Genomic DNA, 22,307 nt, shown 5'->3' with positions numbered 1-22,307 from the left:
CCGGATGTTCGGCCGCGAGAGCATCGAGCTCAAGTCCGTCGCCGACCTCCGCGTGATGCGGCGGGCGGGGCTCGTGGTGGCCGACGCGCTCGACGCCGTGCGCGCAGCGGCTCGCCCGGGTCTGACGACCCTGGACCTGGACGCGGTCGCGGCCGACGTGATCGCTCGCGCGGGCGCGACGCCGTCCTTCCTCGGCTACCAGGGGTTCCCGGCGACGATCTGCGTGTCCGTGAACGACGAGGTCGTGCACGGCATCCCCGGCGACCGTGTGCTGGCTGCCGGCGACCTGGTGTCCGTCGACTGCGGTGCGATCGTCGACGGCTGGCACGGCGACTCCGCGCTGAGCTTCGTGCTCGGCGCCGACGGTGCGGCGTCACCCGACGCGGCGCCACCCGACGCGGCTCCGGACGCGACCGCTGACCTCGCGCTCGTCGCTGCGACGGAGCGGGCGATGTGGTCGGGCATCGCGGCCCTGGCCGGCGCGGCTCGGCTCGGCGAGGTCGGGGACGCCATCGACGACTCGGTGGTGGCGGACGGCGCCGCCGACGGTGTCGAGTACGGGATCGTCACCGAGTACACGGGGCACGGGATCGGCACCGCGATGCATCAGCCGCCGGACGTGCTGAACTTCCGCAGCGGTCATCGCGGCCCTCGCGTACGGCCGGGGCTGTGCGTGGCGATCGAGCCGATGGTGACCCGGGGGAGTGCCGGCACGCGGGTGCTGCAGGACGACTGGACCGTCGTGTCGGACGACGGGTCGCGTGCGGCGCACTGGGAGCACACGGTCGCGGTCCTGCCGGAGGGCGTGCTCGTCCTGACCGCGCGGGACGGCGGTGCCGAGGAGCTCGCGGCACGGGGTGTCCGGGTCGCCACCCTCGTCTGACTCCCCGCGCCGTGCGCGGCAGCACACGACACAGCTCACGTCACAGCTGACGGCACGGCGCACCGCACAGGTCGCGCCTCAGCTCACGACACAGGTCGCGCCTCAGCTCACGACACGGGTGTGACATGGCTCCGGTTCTCACAACCTCCCTGATGGCGTAAGATGGTCCGTTGGGTGTGGTCCGTTCGACGATCCGTCCACGGCACGACACGTCCCAGGTGGTCCACGGATCACCGACGGACGTTCCGTGCATCCTCCGGTCCTCGGCCGGCAGGGCCGTGGCACACGCGTCGGGTCCGGCACGCACGTACATCCACGACACGGAGCCCGCTGGGGTCTCGTGGTCGTGGGACAGCAGTCAGACGAGAGTTAGCGGAGGATATGGCGAAGAAGGACGGTGTCATCGAGATCGAGGGCAGCGTGATCGAGGCCCTGCCGAACGCGATGTTCCGCGTGGAGCTGGCCAACGGTCACAAGGTGCTCGCGCACATCTCGGGCAAGATGCGACAGCACTACATCCGGATCCTCCCCGAGGACCGGGTCGTGGTGGAGCTGAGCCCGTACGACCTGTCCCGCGGCCGGATCGTCTACCGCTACAAGTAACCACCACTCGATCAGCGCCGTCGATGTCGGCACGGGAGACCGTGCCGTGCGCACGGCGGCGGAGGAAACCTCATGAAGGTCAAGCCCAGCGTCAAGAAGATCTGCGACAACTGCAAGGTCATCCGTCGCAACGGACGCGTCATGGTGATCTGCGACAACCTGCGCCACAAGCAGCGCCAGGGCTGAGTCCCTGAGATCTGCGGTGCGCGGGACGTCGTCCTGATCACCCGGTGACCTACGGGTCGCCACCACGAACTGCACAGCCACGAACCTGACCGCCCCCGGGCGGACGGGGAACCCTCGGCCCGGAGGCCGGGGCCCGCAAGCAGCGGGAGGGCGGTGCACCACACCTCCGGACGAAGCAACAGGAGCCATAAGGCATGGCACGTCTTGTCGGCGTCGATCTCCCCCGCGAGAAGCGGCTCGAGATCGCGCTCACCTACATCTACGGCGTCGGCCGTACCCGCGCCCAGCAGACGCTGGCGGCGACGGGCATCGACCCCAACCTGCGCGTGAAGGACATCGGCGACGCCGAGCTCGTCGCACTGCGCGACCACCTCGAGGGCAACTTCAAGCTCGAGGGTGACCTCCGCCGTGAGGTCGCTGCCGACATCCGCCGCAAGGTCGAGATCGGCTGCTACGAGGGCATCCGGCACCGCCGCGGCCTCCCCGTGCGCGGTCAGCGCACGAAGACGAACGCTCGTACCCGCAAGGGCCCGAAGCGCACCGTGGCCGGCAAGAAGAAGGCCCGCTAAGCAGCAGTCCGTGGTGCGGCCCCAGTGACCGCCCCGGTCCGAAGACCTCAGACCAGGAGAGAACACAGCAATGCCTCCCAAGACTCGTGCGGCCGCAGGCCGCAAGCCGCGTCGCAAGGACAAGAAGAACGTCCCGCTCGGCCAGGCGCACATCAAGAGCACGTTCAACAACACCATCGTCTCGATCACGGACCCTTCGGGCGCTGTGATCGCGTGGGCCTCCGGCGGCGACGTCGGCTTCAAGGGCTCGCGCAAGTCGACCCCTACGCCGCCGGCATGGCCGCTGAGGCCGCCGCCCGCAAGGCCGCCGAGCACGGCGTGAAGAAGGTCGACGTGTTCGTCAAGGGGCCGGGTTCCGGCCGCGAGACCGCGATCCGTTCGCTCCAGGGTGCAGGCCTCGAGGTCGGCTCGATCTCGGACGTCACGCCCCAGGCGCACAACGGCTGCCGCCCCCGAAGCGTCGCCGCGTCTGATTCTCCTCCGTCGCCGTCGTCCTCCCCGTAGCGGGAGGGCGACGGCCACGGCACGTTCGCGGGTGGACCGAGACCCCGGGCGTGACTGCACCACCGTGATGCGTCAAATAGCGGACGCACACTGAGAGGAACGAAACCAGTGCTCATCGCACAGCGCCCCACGCTGACCGAAGAGGTCATCTCGGACAGCCGTTCGCGGTTCTCCATCGAGCCGCTCGAGCCCGGGTTCGGGTACACGCTCGGCAACTCGCTGCGTCGCACGCTGCTCTCCTCCATCCCGGGCGCAGCGGTCACCTCCATCCGGATCGACGGCGTGCTCCACGAGTTCACGACCGTCTCCGGTGTCAAGGAGGACGTCACCGAGATCATCCTGAACATCAAGAACCTCGTCGTCTCCTCGGAGAACGACGAGCCCGTCGTGATGTACCTGCGCAAGCAGGGTGCCGGTGTCGTCACCGCCGCGGAGATCGTCCCGCCGGCCGGCGTCGAGATCCACAACCCGGACCTCGAGATCGCCACGCTCAACGAGGCCGGTCGTCTCGAGATCGAGCTGACCGTCGAGCGCGGTCGCGGCTACGTCTCCGCGAGCCAGAACAAGTCGTTCGACGCCGAGATCGGCCGCGTGCCGGTCGACTCGATCTACTCGCCCGTGCTCAAGGTGACCTACAAGGTCGAGGCGACCCGTGTCGAGCAGCGCACCGACTTCGACAAGCTCGTCGTCGACGTCGAGACGAAGTCGGCGATCAGCCCGCGCGACGCGCTGGCCTCTGCCGGCAAGACCCTGGTCGAGCTCTTCGGGCTCGCCCGCGAGCTGAACGTCGAGGCCGAGGGCATCGAGATCGGGCCGTCGCCCACGGACGCCGCGCTCGCGGCGGACCTGGCGCTGCCGATCGAGGAGCTCAACCTCACGATCCGCTCGTACAACTGCCTCAAGCGCGAGGGCATCCACCAGGTGGGTGAGCTCGTCGCTCGCAGCGAGGCCGACCTCCTCGACATCCGCAACTTCGGTGCGAAGTCGATCACGGAGGTCAAGGAGAAGCTGGCCGAGCTCGGCCTCGCGCTCAAGGACTCGCCGCTGGACTTCGACCCGTCGAAGGCCGACTACTACGAGTCCGACGACGAGACCTTCTCGGGCGACCAGACCTACTGACGACGTCCGGGGGCGGTTCGGCCGCACCCGGGACCCTGCACCTCAAGGAGCATCACCATGCCTACCCCCTCCAAGGGACCCCGGCTCGGCGGCGGACCGGCCCACGAGCGCCTCATGCTCGCGAACCTGGCCACCGCGCTGTTCGAGCACGGCCGCATCACGACGACCGAGACGAAGGCCAAGCGCCTGCGTCCGCTCGCCGAGCGGCTCATCACGTTCGCCAAGCGCGGAGACCTGAGCGCGCGTCGTCGCGTCCTGACGGTCGTGCGTGACAAGGGCGTCGTCCAGCACCTGTTCGTCGACATCGCGCCGACGATGGCCGAGCGCCAGGGCGGCTACACGCGCATCACGAAGGTCGGCAACCGCAAGGGCGACAACGCGCCCATGGCGGTCATCGAGCTCGTGACCGAGCCCGTGAGCCCGAAGCAGGCCGTCGTCAAGGAGGCCACCAAGGCCACCGAGAAGTCGGCGAAGTCGTCGTCGAAGGCTGCTCCGGCCGAGAAGCCGGCCGACGAGGCACCTGCCGCGGCCGACGAGAAGAGCTCCTCCACGGAGGACTGAGCGCACGGCCGGTCACCATGCCGGCCGCGCTCACCGAGGGCCCGCCCCGAGACGACCTCTCGGAGCGGGCCCTCGCTGTGTCCGGATACGGTGCTCCGGTGACGAGCGTCCCGGTGGTCCTGCTCCACGGTGCTCGCACGTCCGCGACCATGTGGCGGGCCCAGGTCGCCGCGCTGGGGGCGGCGGGTCACCGGCCGGTGGCGGTCGACCTGCCCGGGCACGGTCGTCGCGCCGGTGAACGGTTCACCCTGGACGGCGCGGTCGAGGAGGTCCGCGAGGGCGTCGCCGAGGCGGTGGGCGGTCCGGGCCCTGCCCTGGTCGTCGGTCTCTCCCTGGGCGGCTACGTCGCGATCGAGCACCGTGGCCGGTACCCGGCGGAGTCCCGGGGGCTCGTCGCGGCGAGCTGCAGCACGATCCCGACGTCGCCGCTGCGCGGCCTCTGGCGGCTCGCGGCCCGGGCGATCGAGGCGAGCCCCGACTCGGGCGCCCTGCTGAACCGGGCGATGGTGCGGGCGACGGTCGCGACGGCGCAGCGGGCGGACCTCGCGGCCGGCGGGTACGCGCTCGACGTGATGACCGACGTGCTGGACGAGGTGGCGCGGGTCGACACGGTGGCGCGGCTCGCGGACGCGGGGTCGCCCGTGTGGGTCGTCAACGGTGCGCTCGACCACTTCCGGACCCAGGAGCGTGCCTACGTCGCGGCGGCCCGGCGCGGTGGAGGGGCCGCACGGCTCGTCGTCGTGCCGCGGGCCAAGCACCTCGTCAGCCTGGACGCGCCGGTGGCGTTCGCTCGGGTGCTGCTCGAGGCCGCCGACGAGGTCGCCGGGCGCGGCTCAGATGCCGGGCATCTCCCAGGCGCGGGCGCCGCCGACGAGCGCCGCGGAGTTCGGGACCACGACGACGTCGTCCCCCAGCCGGTCGAGCGCGTTGCGGGTGATGGCGCGCGAGTTCCCGCCCCCGACGTAGAGGCGGTCCCACCGGAACACGGGGCGTAGCCCCTCGACGACGGTGACGACCCGGCGGGACCAGAGCCCGTCGCCCAGGCGGCGACGCTCGATCTCGCCGATGTACGCGTCGTACGTCGTCCCGCGACGGATCGGCGCGTGCGACCACTCGAGGTGCGGGGCGCGCCGTCCGCCGTCGAAGAGAGCGGAGCCGAGTCCCGTGCCGAGCGTCAGGACGAGCTCCAGGCCGGAGCCGGCGACGACGCCCGCGGCGTGCACCTCGGCGTCGTTCAGGACGAGCGCGGGGATCCCCAAGCGGGCGGCGACGGCGGCGCGGACGTCGAAGGACGACCACGCGTCGAGCAGCTCGGGGACCACGCGCGAGCGAGGGCCGGACCGGGTGATGTAGTGCGGCGTGTGGACCACGACGCCGTGCCGGACCATGCCCGGCAGCCCGACCGTGACGCGGTCGGCCGCGGGCAGCCCGGCGGCGACCTCGGCGACGGTCTCGACGAGGCGCTCGGGCGGGAGCGGGTACGGCGTCGGTACGCGGACGGCGGTGGCGTGCGCGGTGCCGGACGCATCGAGCACGTTCGCCTTGATCGAGCCGCCGCCGCAGTCGACGGCGAGCGTCCTCAGGTCGTCTGCCATGAGGTCACGGTAGCCCCGGGCCCCGCCACCGGGGTCCTGTACGGCGTCCGGCGGCCGATACGGTGGGCGGGTGCTCGAGACGGACGACCAGACCAACGGCCAGGCGTATGGCGAGACCCATGGCGAGACCCACGGTGAGAACCACAGCGGGACCCACAGGTCTGCCGGCGGCGTGGACGGCGCCCACGACACCGTGCGGCTGCGCCTCGACCTCGCCTACGACGGCCGCGCGTTCGCCGGGTGGGCGGTGCAGCCGGGCCTGCGGACCGTGCAGGGGGTCCTCGAGGAGGGGATCGCCCGGATCTCCCGCCCGGGCCGCCCCCGCGTCACCGTGGCGGGGCGCACCGACACGGGGGTCCACGCCCGCGGCCAGGTCGTGCACGTCGACCTGCCGCTCGAGCGGTGGGAGGCCATGCCCGGGCGGTCCGACAGGGCGCCGGGGGAGTCGATGGTCGCCCGGCTCGCGGGCGTGCTGCCGGACGACGTCGTGGTCCGTTCCGCGGAGCCGGCGCCACCGGGCTTCGACGCGCGCTTCTCGGCGCAGCACCGGCACTACACCTACCGCATCGTCGACGACCCGGACCTGCGTGACCCCCTCCGTCGGGGGTGGACGCTCTGGGCGCGTCGCCGGCTCGACGTCGACGCCATGCACGCGTCGATGCAGCCGCTGCTCGGGCTGCGGGACTTCGCGGCGTACTGCCGCCCGCGGCCGGGGGCGACCACGATCCGTGAGCTCACCCGGATGGACTGGTGCCGGGTCGAGGAGGGGGCCGACGCCGGGCTCGTCGTCGCCCGTGTGAGCGCGGACGCGTTCTGCCACAACATGGTCCGGTCCCTCGTCGGGGCCTCGCTCGCGGTGGGCGAGGGTCGCCGGCCGGTGGAGTTCCCCGCGGAGCACCTGCGCGGACGCCGACGCACGAGCGACGCGGGGCGCGCTGCCGCGCACGGGCTGGTGCTCGAGGCGGTGGACTACCCGCCGGACGCCGAGCTCGCGTCGCGGGCGCGTCAGGTGCGGGCGCGCCGCATGGACGAGGACGTCGACGAGGACTGAGGCGGCTCAGATCTCGTCGACGATGTGGACGGACGCCTCCTCGGCGCTCGCGCCCGCGCCGTCGATCCCGGCGTCGTCCGCGTAGAGGTCGTTCTGGCGGCCCTCCGCGGCGTCCGAGTTCTCGGCGAGCCTGCCCGCCCGCGTCGTGTCGGGGCGGGGCGAGGACTCGTCCTCGTCCGGCTCCTCCTGCGCGAGCCGCTGGTCGAACGACTCGGGGTGCGACTCCTCCCACGCGGTCTCGCCGTAGTGGTTCGAGCGTGGCCGGTCGGGCGGCGAGTACCCCTCGTCGAGGGCGTCCTTGACGCCTCGGTCGACCAGCGTGTCCTCGGCGGACAGCTGGTTGGTGTCGCCCTCGTTGGCCTGCTCCGGTTCCGGGCTGGTGGCCGGTGTCTGCTCGCTCATCACCACACCGTCGCACCGTGCGGCCCGGGCCGCACCTGCACCCGGGACGTCCTCGTAAAATCGACGCATGGCCGTCCACAAGATCGTGCTCTTCTACGCCTTCACCCCGCTGCCGGACCCGCAGGCGGTCCGGCTCTGGCAGCGGTCCCTGGCGCGTGAGCACGGCCTGACCGGGCGTGTGGTCGTCGCCGAGCACGGCATCAACGCCACGCTCGGGGGCACGGTCGAGGCGCTCAAGCAGTACGTCAAGGAGACGCGGGAGCACCCGGGCTTCGCCGACGTCGACGTGAAGTGGTCCGACGGCACCGGGCGCGACTTCCCGAGGCTGTCGGTCAAGGTGCGCCCCGAGCTCGTGAGCTTCGGGGACCCGGCGGCGGTGCGGGTGGACGAGCACGGTGTCGTCGGCGGCGGGACGCGCCTGCGGCCCGCCGAGCTCGACGCGCTCGTCGCGGACCGGGGCGACGAGGTGGTCCTCTTCGACGGCCGCAACGCGTTCGAGGCCGAGATCGGGCGCTTCCGTGGCGCCGTGGTCCCCGACGTGTCCACCACCCGCGACTTCGTCGGGGAGCTCGACTCGGGCAGGTACGACCACCTCAAGGACCGTCCGGTCGTCACCTACTGCACGGGCGGCGTCCGGTGCGAGGTGCTCTCCGCGCTCATGGTCGACCGCGGGTTCTCGGAGGTCTACCAGCTCGACGGGGGGATCGTCCGCTACGGCGAGGCGCGGGCCGACGCCGGCCTCTGGGAGGGTTCGCTCTACGTCTTCGACGAGCGGCGGCACGTCGACCTCTCGCCGGACGCCGTGCCCCGCGGTCGCTGCTCGGACTGCGACGCGCCGACGTCGTTCTACGAGAACTGCGGGGACCCGTCGTGCTCGACCCTGACGCTGGTGTGCGAGGGCTGCGTCGACGCCCACCGGCGGCGGCAGTGCGACCCGTGCCACGTCGTCCGACCCGCGGCGACGCTGCGCGACACCCGCACCTGGGCGGGCTCGCGCGCGTGACCCGGGCCGGATCCGAGCCAGGCTCGAGCGCGACTCAGGTGTGACGCGTCCCCTTTTGACCCGCGACGCCCATCGCCGGTATCGTAGGTAGCCGTTGTGCTTCCCGCTCGGGATCGACGTCACGCGTGTTCTCCCACTCGCTGTCTGACGAAGCCCGGTTCATCGAGCATCGACAACGACACTCGTCGGCCGCAGTCCTCTGCGCCGAAGAAGACATCGAGACACGAAACGAAGGCTACGACCGTGCGTACGTACACCCCGAAGCCCGGCGACGTCCAGCGTGACTGGTACGTCATCGACGCGACCGACGTCGTCCTGGGCCGCCTCGCCACCCACGTCGCTACCCTGCTGCGTGGGAAGCACAAGGCCACCTTTGCCCCGCACGTCGATGGCGGTGACTTCGTCATCGTCATCAACGCCGACAAGGTCGCCCTCACCGGCAACAAGCGTGAGCAGAAGCTCGCCTACACCCACTCGGGATACCCGGGCGGGCTCAAGGCTGTCGCCGTCGGCGACCTGCTCGACAAGAACCCCGAGCGCGTCGTGGAGACCGCCGTCCGCGGCATGGTCCCCAAGACGTCCCTCGGCCGTCAGCAGCTCGGCAAGCTCAAGGTGTACCGCGGTGCTGAGCACCCGCACGCCGCGCAGCAGCCGAAGCCGTTCGAGATCACCCAGGTCGCTCAGTAACGAGCCCCCGGATCGCGCCCCCGGGCGCGCCACCGACTTCCCGAAGAACTAGGACGCGAGGACACACCAGTGGCCGAGACCACCGTCGACAACGACACGCTGGACGAGACCCCCAGCAACTACACCTCTGAGACCGTCGCCCCCACGGGCCAGGGCCAGAGCATCACCGCACCGGCACAGGCCCTGGGCCGCCGCAAGGAGGCGGTCGCTCGCGTCCGCCTCGTTCCGGGCACCGGTCAGTGGAAGATCAACGGTCGTACGATCGAGGACTACTTCCCGAACAAGCTGCACCAGCAGATCGCGAACGACCCGCTGAAGGCCGTGGACGTCGAGGGTCGCTTCGACATCATCGCGCGCATCCACGGTGGCGGCATCGCCGGTCAGGCCGGCGCGCTGCGCCTCGGCATCGCTCGTGCGCTGAACGAGATCGACGAGGAGCACAACCGTGCGACCCTCAAGAAGGCCGGCTTCCTGACGCGCGACCCCCGTGCGGTCGAGCGCAAGAAGGCTGGTCTCAAGAAGGCCCGCAAGGCTCCGCAGTACTCGAAGCGCTGATCCGGCGACTTCACCACGACGGCCCCGACGGACACTGTCCGCCGGGGCCGTCGGCGTTCCACGGCGGTTTCGCCGGAGTGCTCACAATTACCTCAGACGGTTCTCACAAGGAGTGACGATGGCTCGGTTGTTCGGGACGGACGGGGTCCGCGGGCTCGCCAACAAGGACGTGACGGCGGAGCTCGCGCTCGACCTCGGGGTCGCGGCGGCCCACGTGCTCGGCACGTCGGGGGAGTTCGACGGCCACCGCCCGCGCGCGGTCGTCGGCCGGGACCCGCGGGTCTCGGGAGAGTTCCTCTCCGCCGCCGTGGCGGCCGGGCTCGCCAGCGCCGGCGCCGACGTCATCAACGTCGGGGTGCTGCCCACGCCCGGGGTCGCCCACATGACCGCCGCGGCGGACGTCGACCTCGGCGTGATGATCTCCGCGTCCCACAACGCGATGCCCGACAACGGGATCAAGTTCTTCGCCCGGGGCGGCGTGAAGCTCGACGACGCGATCGAGGACCAGATCGAGGCACGGCTCCAGGAGCCCTGGGATCGGCCCGTCGGTGCCGAGGTCGGCCACATCGTGACGGACTCCGGCCGGGCGGCCGAGGGCTACGTCGCCCACCTGATCTCGACGATCGGCGCCGACGAGTACACCAAGCCCCTCGCGGGCCTGCGGATCGCCGTCGACTGCGCGAACGGGGCGGCGAGCGACATCGGGCCGCAGGCGCTGCGTGCCGCCGGCGCGGACGTCGTCGTCATCAACGCGAGCCCCGACGGCCGCAACATCAACGAGAAGTGCGGGTCCACGCACCCCGAGCAGCTCCAGGCCGTCGTCGTCGCCTCCGAGTCGGACTTCGGTGTCGCGTTCGACGGCGACGCCGACCGCTGCCTCGCCGTCGACCACGGCGGGGTGCTCGTCGACGGCGACCAGATCATGGGGGTCCTCGCGCTCGCCGAGCACGACGCGGGCCGGCTCGCGGACGACACCCTCGTCGTGACCGTCATGTCGAACCTCGGGCTCATCATCGCGATGCGCGAGGCCGGGATCGAGACCGTCCAGACCGGGGTGGGGGACCGTTACGTCCTCGAGGAGATGCGCGCCCGCGGCTTCACGCTCGGCGGGGAGCAGTCCGGGCACATCATCATGTCGCGGCACGCGACCACGGGCGACGGCGTCCTGACGGCGCTGCACCTCGCCGCCCGCGTGAAGGAGACCGGCAAGCGGATCGCCGACCTCGCCGCGGCGGTCCGACGGCTCCCGCAGACGCTCGTCAACGTCCGGGGCGTCGACAAGGCCCGGGCCGGCTCCGACGAGAGCGTCCTCGAGGCCGTCGCCGCTGCCGAGTCCCGGCTCGGGGCGACCGGGCGCGTCCTGCTGCGGTCCTCGGGCACCGAGCCGCTCGTGCGCGTCATGGTCGAGGCCGGCACCCAGGCGCAGGCCGACTCGGTCGCGAACGACCTGGCGGACGTCGTCAGGGAGCGGTTGGCGCTGTGACGTCGGCAGGCGGGGACGACCGGTCGGACGGCGCAGCGGCCCGCGGCGGAACGACCACCGGCCAGGCGTGGGGCGGCCCGGGCACGGGCGAGGTCGACGCGGGGCTGCGCGACGCCGTCCGACGCTTCCTCGATGCGCACCCCGACGGCGTCCTGCCGCTCGTCCACGCGGGCCACCCGGTCCTGCGGGCGCCCGCGGCCCCGTACACGGGCCAGCTCGGCGATGTCCTGCCCGACCTCCTCGAGGCCATGCGCGCGACCATGCTGGACGCGCCAGGAGTCGGGCTCGCCGCCCCGCAGATCGGGATCGGGCTGGCGCTCGCGGTGATCCACGACGCCGGCTCCGCGCCGGGCGCCGACGGCGCCGACGGCACCGACGACCCGCGCGAGCGCACCCCCGTCCCGCACGGGACCCTCGTCAACCCGGCCTACGCGGCGGCGTCCGACGAGCTGCGCTCGTTCTACGAAGGGTGCCTGAGCGTGCCCGGGTGGCACGCCGTCCGCACCCGGCACCGCAGCGTGCGGCTCACCGGGCAGGACGAGACCGGCGCCGCGCTCGACGAGGTCCTGACCGGCTGGCCGGCGCGGATCGTCGCGCACGAGACCGACCACCTGCGCGGGGAGCTCTACGTCGACCGTGCCGAGATGCGGTCGCTCAGCACGGACGAGAACATGGGCCGCTTCTGGGCGGGCACCGTCGACCCGGCACCGGTGGGCAAGATCCTCGGGTTCTCCACGCACTGACCACCCGACGACCGCGCAGATCTGTCAGGGTGTGGTCAGGGAAAGAGTGGGGTTCTCCCCGGTGACGTGAGCCCGGACGCTCCGTAGGCTGGGAACCCCGTACCGACGACGATCGAGGCCCAGTGCACCTCCTGACGAACTACCTCGCGGACCTGGAGGCCTGGGTCCTCGTGCTCTCGTCGTCCGCCTGGGTGTACCCGGCGCTGCTCGCCCTCGTCACGATCGACGGCTTCTTCCCACCGGTCCCGAGCGAGTCGGTCGTCATCACGCTCGCGGTCGCGGCGTTCGCGCACGACGGCCCCGTGCTGTGGGCGGTGCTGCTCATCGCGATCGCGGGGGCGTGGCTCGGCGACCAGATCGCCTACCTGATCGGGCGGTACGTGGGGACCGAGCGCGTCCCGATGCTGCGCTCCGAGCGCGGCCGCAAGATCATCAACTGGGCGCGGCACGCCCTGGCGCACCGCGGGGCCTCCTTCATCCTCGCCGCCCGCTACGTGCCGATCGGGCGGGTCGCCGTGAACATGACCGCGGGCGCGGTGGGCTACCCGCAGCGCCGGTTCATGGCGTTCTCCGGCATCGCCGCCGTGCTCTGGGCGGCGTACTCGCTGGGCATCGGCGTCGCTGCCGCCCAGTGGTTGGGGCACAACACGCTGCTCGCGATGGTCGTCGGCGTCGCGTTCGGCGTCGTCAGCGGGTTCCTGCTCGACCGGATCGTCTCGCGCTGGTCGCGGCGGCACGGCAAGCCGGCCGTCACCCCGATCCCGGCGCTGCCCGACGAGGCGGCGGACGACGTCGCCCCCGAGACGGTCGCCGAGCAGGTCGAGCAGGCCGAGCAGACTGAGGCGGCCGGGCAGCGCGAGCGGCAGACCGAGAGCGCCGACCGCTAGCAGGTCAGAGCTTGCGCAGACGGACCCGCTGCACCGCGTGGTCGTGCCCCTTCGTCAGCACGAGCGTCGCCCGACCCCGGGTCGCCAGGACGTTGTGCTCCAGGTTGGGGGCGTTGATCGTGTCCCAGATCCGCTTCGCCGTCGCCGTCGCCTCGGCGTCGTCGAGATCCGCGTAGCGACGGAAGTACGAGCTCGGGTCGGCGAACGCCGTCCGACGCAGGGACAGGAAGCGGTCCACGTACCACTGGCGGATGTTCCGGGTCCGCGCGTCGACGTAGATCGAGAAGTCGAAGAAGTCGCTGACCGCGACGGGCGAGGTGTCGCCCGCCCCGGGACGCGACGGCTGCAGCACGTTCAGACCCTCGACGATCAGCACGTCCGGGCGGTGCACGACCGCCTCCGCACCCGGGACCCGGTCGTACGTCAGGTGGCTGTACACCGGCGCCCTGACCTCGGACTGCCCGGCCTTGACGCGGGTCAGGAACCGGATCAGCGAGCGACGGTCGTAGGACTCCGGGAACCCCTTGCGCTCCATGAGGCCGCGCCGCTCGAGCTCGGCGTTCGGGTAGAGGAACCCGTCGGTGGTGATCAGCTCGACGCGCGGGGTCTCGGGCCAGCGGGCCATCATCTCGCGGAGCAGACGCGCGGTCGTGGACTTGCCGACGGCCACCGAGCCGGCGACCCCGATGACGTAGGGGGTCCGCGCCGGGTGCTCGCCGAGGAACGTCGACGTGACGTCGTGCAGGCCCGAGGTCGCCTGGACGTAGAGGTTCAGCAGACGCGACAGCGGCCTGTACACGGCGTCGACCTCGGCGAGGTCGATCGGGTCACCGAGCCCGCGAAGCTTGCGGATGTCCACGTCCGTGAGGGGGAGCGGGGTCGAGCGGGACAGCCGGCTCCACGCCGCACGATCCAGGTCGACGTACGTGCTCGAGCTCTCGGGGACGAGGAACGGGCGGTCCGGGCGGGGGAACGTCGGAGCGTCCTGCGCACCCGGGTCCACGACCGGGACCGTGCCGGACGGCGGCGTCGTCTGGGCACGCCGCGGGTCGCGCTGGGTCGGGTCGGACGTCGGGGCCACGGGCTCGATTGTGCCTGATCAGTGGCGCGCGCGGATGCGCCCGCCTCCGGGCGGCGCGGCTAGACTCGCGGCCATGTGTGGAATCGTGGGTTACGTAGGTCCCCAGGACGCCGGTGCGCGCCCGCTTGACGTCGTGCTGGAGGGCCTGCGCCGGCTCGAGTACCGGGGCTACGACTCCGCGGGCGTCGCGCTCGTCGGGCCGGGTCTCACCGAGGTCGCCTCGGCGAAGAAGGCGGGGAAGCTGGCGAACCTCGTCGGCGAGCTCGAGGAGCGGCCGCTCCCCGACGCGTCCGCCGCGATCGGGCACACCCGGTGGGCGACGCACGGTGGCCCGACCGACCGCAACGCGCACCCGCACCTCGCCGACGACGGTCGGCTCGCGGTGATCCACAACGGCATCGTCGAGAACTTCGCGACCCTCAAGGCCGAGCTCGTCGCCGACGGAGCGACCTTCCTGTCCGAGACCGACACGGAGGTCGCCGCCCAGCTCGTGGCCCGCGCCTACCGTGCGTCGAAGGACCTCACCGCCGCGATGGTCGAGGTCTCGAACCGCCTCGAGGGCACCTTCACCCTGCTCGCCGTCCACACCGACCTCCCCGACACCGTGGTCGGCGCCCGCCACGACTCCCCGCTGGTCGTCGGTCTCGGCGACGGGGAGAACTTCATGGGGTCGGACGTCGCCGCGTTCGTCGCGTACAGCAAGGAGGCCCTCGAGCTGGGCCAGGACCAGGTCGTGACGATCACGCCGACCTCGGTGGACGTCGTCGGCTTCGACGGGTCCCCGGCCGAGGGCAAGCGCTACACCGTCGACTGGGACGCGGCGGCCGCCGAGAAGGGCGGCTTCGCGTCGTTCATGGACAAGGAGATCCACGACCAGCCGCAGGCCGTCGGCGACACCCTGCTCGGTCGCACCGACGTCGACGGTCGGCTGATGCTCGACGACCTGCGCATCGAGGAGTCCGTGCTCCGGTCGATCGACAAGATCATCGTGATCGCGTGCGGCACCGCGGCCTATGCCGGGCACGTCGCGAAGTACGCGATCGAGCACTGGTGCCGCATCCCCGTCGAGGTCGAGCTCGCGCACGAGTTCCGCTACCGCGACCCGATCGTCACCGAGAAGACGCTCGTCGTTGCGATCACCCAGTCCGGCGAGACCATGGACACGCTCATGGCGGTGCGCCACGCGCGCGAGCAGGGCGCCAAGGTGATCTCGATCGTCAACACCAACGGGTCGACGATCCCGCGCGAGTCCGACGCGGTGCTCTACACGCACGCCGGCCCCGAGATCGCGGTCGCCTCGACCAAGGCGTTCCTGTCGCAGATCACGGCGGCCTACCTGCTCGGGCTCTACCTCGCCCAGCTGCGCGGCAACAAGTTCCCGGACGAGATCAACACCCTGATGGACGAGCTGCGCGACATGCCGCGCAAGATCCAGACGGTCATCGAGCGCGGCGAGTACGTCCGGGCGACGGCGCGGTCCATGAAGGACGCGTCGTCGGTGCTGTTCCTCGGCCGGCACGTCGGATTCCCCGTCGCGATGGAGGGTGCGCTCAAGCTCAAGGAGCTCGCCTACATCCACGCCGAGGGCTTCGCGGCCGGGGAGCTCAAGCACGGGCCGATCGCGCTCATCGACGAGGGGCAGCCGGTGTTCGTCGTCGTGCCGTCGCCGCGCGGCCGCGACTCGCTGCACTCGAAGGTGGTCTCCAACATCCAGGAGATCAGGGCCCGCGGCGCGCGGACGCTGGTCATCGCCGAGGACGGCGACGACGCCGTGCGGCCGTACGCCGACGAGATCTTCTGGGTGCCGCCGGTGCCGACCCTCATGCAGCCGCTGCTGGCCACCGTGCCCCTGCAGATCTTCGCGATGGCGCTCGCGGAGGCCAAGGGGCTCGACGTCGACCAGCCGCGCAACCTCGCGAAGTCGGTCACGGTCGAGTAGCGGCCCCGGGGAGGCGGCGCGGTGATCGTGGGCGTGGGGATCGACGTCGTCGACGTCGACCGGTTCATGGCGACGCTGGAGCGGGCGCCGAGGCTCCGGGAGAAGCTCTTCACCCCGGCGGAGCGCGACCTGCCGGACGCCTCGCTGGCGGCGCGTTTCGCGGCGAAGGAGGCGATCGCCAAGGCGCTGGGGGCGCCGGGCGGGATGCGCTGGCACGACGCGACCGTGCACCGGGTCCCCGGCGGGCCGCCCGAGGTCGAGATCTCGGGCACCGTGGCCGCCCGCGCCGCCGAGCTCGGCATCACGTCGTTCCACCTGTCGATCTCGCACGACGCCGGGATCGCGTCGGCGATGGTGGTCGCCGAGTCCTGACCCCCACTCTTCTTCCTGCCGAACCGGTGGTTGTGCTCGATCCTGGGCTCCGGATCGCACATCACCACCGGTTCGGGGGCACGCGATCGCCGGTTCGGCGGCGGGGCACCTGGCAGCCGGCTCCTGACAGCCGGCAACTGACACCCCGCAGGCGGCCCCCGGCATTCGACGCCTTCTGCCGGGCGGCGTGGAACGAGCGGTCAGCCGCGGTTCAGGGCGCGTCGCACCGTCGAGCCGATCTGGCCGAGGTCGCGAGCCGTGAACCGCAGCACGTCGATCTGGCCGGTCGAGACGAGGGCGTTCTGCCGCGCGCGATCGGCGTAGACCGCATCCGGCGCGCCGTGCACGTCCCGTCCGTCGATCTCGGCGACCAGCCAGCGGTCCCGGGTCTGGCGCCAGGCCATGTCGCCTCGAGCGCTCACGTGACCCCGTCGGTCGATGACCGGGAGCTGCAGGACGTCGGGCGCGACGCCGGCGTCGATGCAGTCCAGTCGGGCGAAGGACTCCAGCGGGGACTCGGCCCGCGCGTCGGCGAGCGCGAAGAGCTCGTGGGCGCGCGCCACCCCTCGACGTCCGCGAGCGAGATCGTGCACGGTCGCGAGCCCGCCGGTCGTCAGCCGTCCGCGGTGCAGCACGTCGTCGAGCACCGCGAGGGCGTTGGCCCTCGGGAGCTCCGGGACCGCCTGGGCGAGAGCGAGCTCGAGCGGGACGACGCGCCGTCCGCCGGAGAGTGCCGTCGCCTGCGGGTCGCCCTTGCCCGCCGGGGCTGGCGTCGTGAAGTCGCGGCAGCGCAGTCCGTCGCGATCGACGCGGTTGTCCGCTCCTGCCACCGCTGCCTCGGGGGAGATGCGGGGTGGCAGCCCGTTCACGCCGTGCAGGGCGAGCGCGCACGCCCCGACCGCCACGGAGCGCGGCCCGTAGGCGAGCAGAGCGGTCCAGGCGGCGACCAGGCGGCCTCGGCCGGGGGTCCGCTCGCCGACCGGGCAGGTGTCGTACACGCCGCGGGTCGGCCTCGACCACTCGCGACGAGCGACGAGCGTCCTGGTGGGTCCGGGGCCCAGTCCGTGCGCGGCGCACTGCGCGGCGCTCACCAGCCCCGCCTGTCGCTCGGCGAGGTCCAGGAGCGAGGGTGGGATCGTCGTCCGGCGCACGGATCGATCCCACCGCGGACGCGACGCGAACAGCGTCGTCGACGAGTGGCCTGTGGACGCCACGCAGGCAGGACAGGCTGTGGATCGTGGCGAGCCCGCGCCGCGTCCGAGCCCCCGGTGGAGCCGACGACCCGTCACCCGCCTACACCACCCCTGACCCGTCACCAGCTGACCCATCACCCGCCCCGCCGACCCCAGACCCACCGACTCGGCCCTGCCGAACCGGCGATCAGCGACGGTCGAACCGGTGGTTGTGTGCGATCACGAGCTCCTGATCGCACACAACCACCGGTTCGGCGGGAAGAGAGAAGGGGGAGAGGGACGGAGAGGGGAGGGACGAGGAGGACGAGGGGGTCAGTCCCGGAACGCCGGGATCACCTCGCGCGCGAACAGCTCCATCGCCGACCGGTCGTACGCCGCGTCCGCGAAGTAGGTGATCCCGTAGGTCATGCCGAGGCCCTGGAGCTCCGTGAGCTTCTCGACGATCTGCTCCGGGGTCCCGACGAGCGGACCGTTCTTCCACGACTGGATCTCGCCGTCGGCCTTGCCGGGGACGGCACGGCGGTAGTGGTCCTCGATCCAGGCGAGCCGGTCCGCGACCTCCGCCTCGTCCTCGCCGATCACCACGTTGTAGTTGCCCGAGCGGGTGATCGCGTCGAAGTCCGTCCCGACGTCTGCGCAGTGGTCGCGCAGCACCTGGGACTTGTGGGCGAACCCCTCGGGCGCCCCGTCGAAGTTCGTGTACTGCGCGTACTTCGCGGCCGTGCGCAGGGTGCGCTTCTCGCCGCCGCCGGCGATCCACAGCGGGATCGAGGGCCCGACGCCGTCGCCCGCCCCGTGCTGCAGCGGCTGGGGGTGGCAGAGCGCGCCGTCGGTCGTGTAGTAGTCGCCCGCGAAGGTCGACGTCCCCTCGCGCCAGGCCTGGGCCATGATCTGCACGCCCTCGTCGAGCGCCTTGAGCCGGTCGCCGGCGCCCGGGAACCCGTAGCCGTACGCGCGCCACTCGTGCTCGTACCAGCCGGCACCGATCCCCATCTCGGTGCGGCCGCCCGAGACGATGTCGACGGTCGCGGCGACCTTCGCGAGGTAGGCGGGGTTGCGGTACGCGATGCAGCTGCACATCTGCCCGAGGCGGACGCGCTCGGTCGAGGCCGCGAACGCCGCCATCAGCGTCCACGCCTCGTGGGTGGCCTCCGTCGTCGGCTCCGGGACGGGGTGGAAGTGGTCGTACACCCACACCGACTCGAAGGCCGGCAGGTCGCCCGGCAGGCCCTTGCCGGCGAGCGCGGTGTCGGCGTAGCGGGCGAGGGAGCGCATGGTCTCCCACTGCTCCGAGGGGTCGATGCCGACGAGGTCGTGACGCCAGCCTTGCGGGATGAAGAGTCCGAATCGCATGACCATGACTTTACTCCGGCCAGAACGTGGCTCGCCGGATTGCGCGCACGTCACCGGGTCCGGGCAGGATGGGCGCATGATCGAAGCCTGGTCCGCCGAGGACGTCCGAGCCGCCGAGGTCCCTCTGCTCGAGAGCGGGGTGCCGTTGATGGAGATGGCCGCGTTCATGCTCGCCACGACCTCCACGCCGGCGCTCCTGCCGACGGGCAGCGGCGACGAGCTCGACGCGCTCCCCGGGGTCCGGGTCGCGCTCCTCGTGGGCAGCGGCGCGAACGGCGGTGACGCGCTCCAGGCGGGCGTGGTCCTCCTCGGGCGCGAGGCCGACGTCGTCGCGGCGTGCGTCAGCGAGAACGTCCACGAGGAGGCGCTCGCGGCCTACGTCGAGGCCGGGGGTCGCGTGGTCGACCTGTCGGCGGGCCCGTCGAGCCCCGACTGGTCGAGCACCCTCGCCGACATCCTCGCCTCGGACCTGGTCCTCGACGGGCTGGTCGGGATCGGCGCGACGGGGCCGCTGCGCGGCGTCGCCGAGGACCTCGTCCGGTCCCTGACGGGTGCCGACGAGCTCGCCCGGACCCTCGAGTCGACCAGCACCAGCACGGGTCCCGGTCCGGCCCGCAAGGGCACGGCGATCGCGACGCTGGGCGGTCGGCCGGCGACGGGCAAGACCGAGCGTCCGCGCCCGGTGATCGTCGCGGTCGACACCCCGAGCGGTATCGGGGTGGACGACGGCACGGTGGAGGGGCCCGTCCTGACGGCCGACGTCACGCTCACCTTCGGCGCGACGAAGCCCGGGCTGCTGCTGCCGCCCGCGGCGCACCACGCCGGTGATCTGCACTTCATCGATCTCGGCCTGAGCCAGTCCATCGCGGAGCAGGGCGCCGAGCCCGCGCTGCGTCGCCTCGACCTCAAGGACGTCGCGGACCTCTGGCCCGTGCCCGGCCCGTGGGACGACAAGTACTCGCGCGGCGTCGTCGGCGTCGTCGCCGGCACACCGGCGTACCCGGGGGCGGCAGTCCTCGCGACGACCGCGGCCGTGCGCACGGGCGCCGGGATGGTCCGCTACCTGGGGCCGGACGCCGTCGCGTCCTCGGTCCTGGCCGCGCGACCCGAGGTGGTCCCCGGCACCGGCCGCGTCCAGGCCTGGGCGATCGGTCCCGGCCTACCGACGGAGGGCGCGGGGGACGACGCGGGGCAGCTCGCGCTCGCCCGCGCGGCCCTCCAGGAGGCGGTCACCCCGGGCGAGCACGGCGCGGTTCCCGTCGTCGTGGACGCCGGCGGGCTCGACGTCGTCTCGCTGCTGGTGCAGGACGGCGGCCCGCTCCCCGCGCACGTCGTCCTCACCCCGCACGCGGGTGAGCTGGCCCGCCTGCTGCGGTCCCTGGGGGAGCGGGTGCACCGCGCGGACGTCGAGGCGGCGCCGCTCGCCCACGCGCGCCGGGCGCACGAGCTCACCGGCGCGACGGTGCTCCTCAAGGGCGGGGTGACGGTCGTCGTCGGCCCCGGGGTCCCGTACTCCCAGGCCGACGGGTCCGCGTGGATGGCGACCGCCGGGTCGGGCGACGTGCTGACCGGGATCCTCGGGACGCTGCTCGCGGCCTTCAGCGAGGAGGCCGTCGAGGACCCCGAGCTGCCGGCCCGGCTGGCCGCCGCCGCCGCCCTGGTGCACGGCGTCGCGGGGGTGCCGCCAACCCGGGCGGTCCGGTCGCCGCGATGGACGTGGCCCGCGCGATCCCGGCGGTGATCGCGGAGCTCCTGCGGGACGATGACGAGTGAGCGTGCGAACCCGGGTCTCGCGATGAACCCCGTCGTCCTCGAGGGCGCGGCCGCGTCCCCGGCTGCGCTCGCGGCACGGGTCGCACGCCTGGTCGACGTCGCCGCGGGTCGCCGCGTGGTCGTGGGTCTGGCGGGCGCTCCCGGTGCGGGCAAGTCGACGCTCGCGACGGCAGTCGCCAAGGCGATCGAGGCGATCCGGCCGATCGAGGCGACGGAGGCCGGGCCCGACGGCCCGGCGCCGCGGGTGGTCGTGCTCCCGATGGACGGGTTCCACCTCGCGGACGAGGAGCTCGCGCGGCTCGGGCGGGGCGACCGCAAAGGCGCACCCGACACGTTCGACGCGGAGGGGTACGTCGCCCTGCTGCGCCGCGTCCGCGACGGACGCGGGCCCGTCTACGCCCCGGAGTTCCGCCGGGAGATCGAGGCGGCGGTCGCGGGCGCGATCAGGGTCGACCCCGACGTCCAGGTCGTGCTCACCGAGGGCAACTACCTGCTCGCCGACAGCGACGACCTGACTGACGACCTGACTGACGACCTGCCCGACGACGTAGCGGACGACGGTCCGGAGCCCGGCGCCGTGCCGGGCCGCTGGACCCCGGTCCGCTCTCTGCTCGACGAGACGTGGTTCGTGGAGCCGCCGGAGGACCTGCGCGTCCGGCGTCTCGTGGCGCGGCACGTCGCTCACGGTCGCCGGGAGTCCGAGGCGCGGGCCTGGGCGCTCGGTCCTGACGAGCGCAACGCCCGGCTCGTCGCCGCCACGCGCGACCGGGCGGACGTCGTCCTGCACCCCGCCTGACGGGCCTGCCGCAGTACCGCTGCCCGTAGGCTGCGGTGGTGCCTGCCCGCCGGACGACCCGACACCGCGCGCTCGTCCCGCCCCTGCGCGAGGGACTGAACCCGACCCGGGTCGTCCTGCCGGGAGCCGGCCCGAACGACCGGCTCCCCGCCACGGTGGCCGACTACCTGGTCGGCAGGTTCCCCGACGACGCGGCTCGGGTGGCCGAGAAGATCGCGGGGGGCGAGGTCCTCGACGGGCTCCTGCAGCCGGTGAGCGCGACGGCCGCGTACCGCCCGGGCGCGATCGTGTGGGTGTACCGGGACCCGCCGCGGGACGAGCCGCGCATCCCCTTCGAGGTCGAGGTGCTGCACCGGGACGAGAACCTGCTCGTCGTCGACAAGCCGCACTTCCTGTCCACGATCCCGCGGGGGCAGTGGGTCACCCAGTCGGTCCTGGTCCGGCTGCGCCGCGACCTCGACCTGCCGCAGCTGGTCCCCGCGCACCGTCTCGACCGACCGACGGCGGGGGTGCTGGTCCTGACCGTCCGGCCCGAGGCCCGGGGCCCGTACCAGACCCTGTTCGCCGACCGCCGCGTCGCGAAGGAGTACGCCGCCGTCGCCCGGTTCGACCCGGCGCTCGACCTGCCGACGACGGTGCGCAGCCGGATCCTCAAGGAACGGGGGTCCCGCGGGCGTACGAGATCGAGGGGGAGCCGAACGCGCAGAGCCTCGTCGAGCTCGAGTCGGTCGACGCGGCGCAGGGGCGCGCCGGCTACCGGCTCACGCCGACGACCGGCAAGACCCACCAGCTCCGGCTGCACATGCTGCGGCTCGGCGTCCCGATCCTCGGTGACGACTTCTACCCGGACCTGCGCCACCGCGAGCCGGGCGACTTCAGCGACCCGCTGCAGCTGCTCGCGCGGTCGATCGCCTTCGACGACCCGTTCACGGGGAGCGCCGTCGGTTCACGTCACGCCGTCGGCTCGCA

22 protein-coding genes and 3 pseudogenes are annotated in these 22,307 nt (G+C 72.6%); 20 read left to right on the top strand and 5 right to left on the bottom strand.

Annotated features, from left to right (window positions below):
- The first annotated feature begins 4 nt into the window (after positions 1-4).
- The 8 genes and pseudogenes from map to QUE47_RS02285 form a co-directional block, all read left to right on the top strand.
- On the top strand, positions 5-883 hold the full coding sequence (gene map / locus QUE47_RS02320) for a type I methionyl aminopeptidase (protein ID WP_286218400.1): 879 nt from the start codon (positions 5-7) through the stop codon (positions 881-883).
- Between the two features lie 381 nt (positions 884-1,264).
- Positions 1,265-1,486, top strand: a complete 222-nt coding sequence (gene infA / locus QUE47_RS02315) for a translation initiation factor IF-1 (protein ID WP_012877432.1) — start codon at positions 1,265-1,267, stop codon at positions 1,484-1,486.
- 72 nt (positions 1,487-1,558) lie between these two features.
- Positions 1,559-1,672, top strand: a complete 114-nt coding sequence (gene rpmJ / locus QUE47_RS02310) for a 50S ribosomal protein L36 (RefSeq protein ID WP_123307999.1) — start codon at positions 1,559-1,561, stop codon at positions 1,670-1,672.
- 194 nt (positions 1,673-1,866) lie between these two features.
- Complete coding sequence (gene rpsM, locus QUE47_RS02305) at positions 1,867-2,241, top strand: 30S ribosomal protein S13 (protein WP_286218398.1); 375 nt, start codon at positions 1,867-1,869, stop codon at positions 2,239-2,241.
- 70 nt (positions 2,242-2,311) lie between these two features.
- Positions 2,312-2,714: pseudogene (gene rpsK / locus QUE47_RS02300) on the top strand (30S ribosomal protein S11).
- 139 nt (positions 2,715-2,853) lie between these two features.
- Positions 2,854-3,864, top strand: a complete 1,011-nt coding sequence (locus tag QUE47_RS02295; protein ID WP_286218397.1) for a DNA-directed RNA polymerase subunit alpha — start codon at positions 2,854-2,856, stop codon at positions 3,862-3,864.
- Between the two features lie 57 nt (positions 3,865-3,921).
- Entirely contained in the window at positions 3,922-4,425 is a 504-nt protein-coding gene (gene rplQ / locus QUE47_RS02290; protein ID WP_286218396.1) for a 50S ribosomal protein L17, read from the top strand.
- 17 nt (positions 4,426-4,442) lie between these two features.
- Positions 4,443-5,159: pseudogene (locus QUE47_RS02285) on the top strand (alpha/beta fold hydrolase); the annotation flags it as partial.
- A 99-nt stretch (positions 5,160-5,258) separates the two neighbouring features.
- Here the strand turns inward: QUE47_RS02285 and QUE47_RS02280 are convergent.
- Positions 5,259-6,020, bottom strand: coding sequence for an ROK family protein (locus QUE47_RS02280; protein ID WP_286218395.1), 762 nt, complete (start codon positions 6,018-6,020; stop codon positions 5,259-5,261).
- A gap of 172 nt (positions 6,021-6,192) precedes the next feature.
- On the opposite strand from QUE47_RS02280, the gene truA reads away from it, so the two are divergent.
- Positions 6,193-7,071 carry a tRNA pseudouridine(38-40) synthase TruA gene (gene truA, locus QUE47_RS02275; protein WP_286219362.1) on the top strand — a complete coding sequence of 293 codons (879 nt, stop codon included), beginning with the start codon at positions 6,193-6,195 and terminating at the stop codon, positions 7,069-7,071.
- Between the two features lie 6 nt (positions 7,072-7,077).
- On the opposite strand, the gene QUE47_RS02270 is transcribed toward truA, so the two are convergent.
- On the bottom strand, positions 7,078-7,473 hold the full coding sequence (locus QUE47_RS02270) for a DUF5709 domain-containing protein (RefSeq protein ID WP_286218394.1): 396 nt from the start codon (positions 7,471-7,473) through the stop codon (positions 7,078-7,080).
- 67 nt (positions 7,474-7,540) lie between these two features.
- Here QUE47_RS02270 and trhO point away from each other — a divergent pair, with 67 nt between their 5' ends.
- From trhO to QUE47_RS02240, 6 genes are all read left to right on the top strand, one after another.
- Complete coding sequence (gene trhO, locus QUE47_RS02265; RefSeq protein ID WP_286218393.1) at positions 7,541-8,476, top strand: oxygen-dependent tRNA uridine(34) hydroxylase TrhO; 936 nt, start codon at positions 7,541-7,543, stop codon at positions 8,474-8,476.
- A 243-nt stretch (positions 8,477-8,719) separates the two neighbouring features.
- A complete protein-coding gene (gene rplM, locus QUE47_RS02260) occupies positions 8,720-9,163 on the top strand; it encodes a 50S ribosomal protein L13 (protein ID WP_286218392.1) in 444 nt (147 codons plus the stop codon).
- A gap of 69 nt (positions 9,164-9,232) precedes the next feature.
- Positions 9,233-9,718: a 30S ribosomal protein S9 gene (gene rpsI / locus QUE47_RS02255; protein WP_286218391.1), complete on the top strand. Its 486-nt coding sequence runs from the start codon at positions 9,233-9,235 to the stop codon at positions 9,716-9,718.
- A 118-nt stretch (positions 9,719-9,836) separates the two neighbouring features.
- A complete protein-coding gene (glmM, locus tag QUE47_RS02250) occupies positions 9,837-11,201 on the top strand; it encodes a phosphoglucosamine mutase (RefSeq protein ID WP_286218390.1) in 1,365 nt (454 codons plus the stop codon).
- Positions 11,198-11,944, top strand: a complete 747-nt coding sequence (locus QUE47_RS02245) for a peptide deformylase (protein WP_350227643.1) — start codon at positions 11,198-11,200, stop codon at positions 11,942-11,944. The genes glmM and QUE47_RS02245 overlap by 4 nt, the downstream gene beginning before the upstream one ends.
- A 122-nt stretch (positions 11,945-12,066) precedes the next feature.
- A complete protein-coding gene (locus QUE47_RS02240; RefSeq protein WP_286218389.1) occupies positions 12,067-12,831 on the top strand; it encodes a DedA family protein in 765 nt (254 codons plus the stop codon).
- A gap of 4 nt (positions 12,832-12,835) precedes the next feature.
- Here QUE47_RS02240 and coaA read toward each other — a convergent pair whose 3' ends face one another.
- Entirely contained in the window at positions 12,836-13,747 is a 912-nt protein-coding gene (gene coaA, locus QUE47_RS02235; RefSeq protein ID WP_286219360.1) for a type I pantothenate kinase, read from the bottom strand.
- A 238-nt stretch (positions 13,748-13,985) separates the two neighbouring features.
- Between coaA and glmS the strand changes: the two genes are divergently transcribed.
- Together glmS and QUE47_RS02225 are read left to right on the top strand one after the other, a co-directional pair.
- Positions 13,986-15,851 carry a glutamine--fructose-6-phosphate transaminase (isomerizing) gene (gene glmS / locus QUE47_RS02230; protein WP_286218388.1) on the top strand — a complete coding sequence of 622 codons (1,866 nt, stop codon included), beginning with the start codon at positions 13,986-13,988 and terminating at the stop codon, positions 15,849-15,851.
- A gap of 21 nt (positions 15,852-15,872) precedes the next feature.
- Positions 15,873-16,223, top strand: a complete 351-nt coding sequence (locus QUE47_RS02225; protein WP_286218387.1) for a holo-ACP synthase — start codon at positions 15,873-15,875, stop codon at positions 16,221-16,223.
- Positions 16,224-16,423: 200 nt separating this feature from the next.
- Here the strand turns inward: QUE47_RS02225 and QUE47_RS02220 are convergent, their stop codons facing one another.
- Positions 16,424-17,374 (bottom strand): PDDEXK family nuclease, encoded by a 951-nt coding sequence (locus QUE47_RS02220; RefSeq protein WP_286218386.1) that lies wholly within the window; start codon positions 17,372-17,374, stop codon positions 16,424-16,426.
- A 354-nt stretch (positions 17,375-17,728) separates the two neighbouring features.
- Entirely contained in the window at positions 17,729-18,769 is a 1,041-nt protein-coding gene (locus tag QUE47_RS02215) for an LLM class F420-dependent oxidoreductase (protein ID WP_286218385.1), read from the bottom strand.
- Between the two features lie 76 nt (positions 18,770-18,845).
- Between QUE47_RS02215 and QUE47_RS02210 the strand changes: the two genes are divergently transcribed.
- The 3 genes and pseudogenes from QUE47_RS02210 to QUE47_RS16440 form a co-directional block, all read left to right on the top strand.
- Positions 18,846-20,510, top strand: a complete 1,665-nt coding sequence (locus QUE47_RS02210) for a bifunctional ADP-dependent NAD(P)H-hydrate dehydratase/NAD(P)H-hydrate epimerase (protein WP_350227642.1) — start codon at positions 18,846-18,848, stop codon at positions 20,508-20,510.
- 21 nt (positions 20,511-20,531) lie between these two features.
- Positions 20,532-21,338 carry a nucleoside/nucleotide kinase family protein gene (locus QUE47_RS02205; RefSeq protein WP_286218384.1) on the top strand — a complete coding sequence of 269 codons (807 nt, stop codon included), beginning with the start codon at positions 20,532-20,534 and terminating at the stop codon, positions 21,336-21,338.
- Between the two features lie 35 nt (positions 21,339-21,373).
- Positions 21,374-21,949: pseudogene (locus tag QUE47_RS16440) on the top strand (pseudouridine synthase); the annotation flags it as partial.
- Positions 21,950-22,307 lie beyond the last annotated feature (358 nt).

The organism is Paraoerskovia sediminicola (assembly GCF_030296575.1).
In the GTDB taxonomy this organism is placed as follows: domain Bacteria; phylum Actinomycetota; class Actinomycetes; order Actinomycetales; family Cellulomonadaceae; genus Paraoerskovia; species Paraoerskovia sediminicola.
This window is presented reverse-complemented; position numbering and strand designations above follow the sequence as displayed.

Bases quoted from the DNA above. Each gene is read 5' to 3' on its own strand.
- map (WP_286218400.1), top strand. From the start codon at position 5: ATGTTCGGCCGCGAGAGCATCGAGCTCAAGTCCGTCGCCGACCTCCGC.
- infA (WP_012877432.1), top strand. From the start codon at position 1,265: ATGGCGAAGAAGGACGGTGTCATCGAGATCGAGGGCAGCGTGATCGAG.
- rpmJ (WP_123307999.1), top strand. From the start codon at position 1,559: ATGAAGGTCAAGCCCAGCGTCAAGAAGATCTGCGACAACTGCAAGGTC.
- rpsM (WP_286218398.1), top strand. From the start codon at position 1,867: ATGGCACGTCTTGTCGGCGTCGATCTCCCCCGCGAGAAGCGGCTCGAG.
- rplQ (WP_286218396.1), top strand. From the start codon at position 3,922: ATGCCTACCCCCTCCAAGGGACCCCGGCTCGGCGGCGGACCGGCCCAC.
- QUE47_RS02280 (WP_286218395.1), bottom strand. From the start codon at position 6,020: ATGGCAGACGACCTGAGGACGCTCGCCGTCGACTGCGGCGGCGGCTCG.
- QUE47_RS02270 (WP_286218394.1), bottom strand. From the start codon at position 7,473: ATGAGCGAGCAGACACCGGCCACCAGCCCGGAACCGGAGCAGGCCAAC.
- trhO (WP_286218393.1), top strand. From the start codon at position 7,541: ATGGCCGTCCACAAGATCGTGCTCTTCTACGCCTTCACCCCGCTGCCG.
- glmM (WP_286218390.1), top strand. From the start codon at position 9,837: ATGGCTCGGTTGTTCGGGACGGACGGGGTCCGCGGGCTCGCCAACAAG.
- glmS (WP_286218388.1), top strand. From the start codon at position 13,986: ATGTGTGGAATCGTGGGTTACGTAGGTCCCCAGGACGCCGGTGCGCGC.
- QUE47_RS02215 (WP_286218385.1), bottom strand. From the start codon at position 18,769: ATGCGATTCGGACTCTTCATCCCGCAAGGCTGGCGTCACGACCTCGTC.
- QUE47_RS02210 (WP_350227642.1), top strand. From the start codon at position 18,846: ATGATCGAAGCCTGGTCCGCCGAGGACGTCCGAGCCGCCGAGGTCCCT.
- QUE47_RS02205 (WP_286218384.1), top strand. From the start codon at position 20,532: ATGACGAGTGAGCGTGCGAACCCGGGTCTCGCGATGAACCCCGTCGTC.